At 46.6% G+C, this 894-nt stretch carries 1 protein-coding gene; it reads right to left on the bottom strand.

Translation table 11 applies throughout. The features are described from left to right. Positions 1-62: 62 nt before the first annotated feature. The coding region (gene fabD / locus R7Q46_RS25720; RefSeq protein ID WP_318078021.1) for an ACP S-malonyltransferase at positions 63-894 on the bottom strand (832 nt) is incomplete at its 5' end.

Raw genomic sequence — 894 nt, 5'->3', positions numbered from 1 at the left:
CTAGAGCGATTTTACCTTCTAGATTCATCATGTTGTGTTTTCCTTTTCTTATCGTGAAAGAATTATTTAGCGGCTTCTAACGACGCCACATCGTTAACTGCTGCTGCACTTAGTGTTTTCACGATACGTTTTGTTAGACCTGTCAGAACTTTGCCCGGGCCAAGTTCAAGAAGGTTTTCTACACCTTGTTCACTCATTAGCTGTACGCTTTCAGTCCAACGAACTGGGCTGTATAGCTGACGAACAAGCGCGTCTTTGATTTTTGCAGGGTCAGTTTCAGCTGCCACATCAACGTTATTGATAACTGGAAGTTGTGGTGTGTTGAATTCGATAGACTCTAGCGCTACTGCTAGTTTATCTGCTGCTGGTTTCATTAACGCGCAGTGTGAAGGCACTGACACAGGAAGAGGAAGAGCACGTTTCGCCCCAGCTTCTTTACACAGTGCGCCAGCGCGCTCTACTGCATCTTTACTACCTGCAATAACAACTTGACCTGGAGAATTGAAGTTTACTGGAGAAACGACATCGCCTTGCGCTGCTTCTTCACACGCCTTTGCAATCGCATCATCATCTAGACCGATGATTGCATACATTGCGCCAGTACCCGCAGGAACCGCTTCTTGCATTAGCTTGCCACGTAGTTCAACCAATTTGATTGCTTCTTTAAAGTCAATCACGCCAGCGCACACAAGCGCTGAGTATTCACCGAGACTGTGACCCGCTAGGTTTGCTGGTTGTTCTAGACCAAGCTCTTGCCATACGCGCCAAATAGCGACAGAAGAAGCAAGCAATGCAGGCTGAGTACGGAAAGTTTGGTTTAGATCTTCAGCAGGGCCATTTTGAACAAGCGCCCATAGATCGTAACCTAGTGCGTCAGATGCTTCTGCAAATGTT

The sequence above is a fragment of the Vibrio sp. 811 genome, from assembly GCF_033339195.1.
This window is presented reverse-complemented; position numbering and strand designations above follow the sequence as displayed.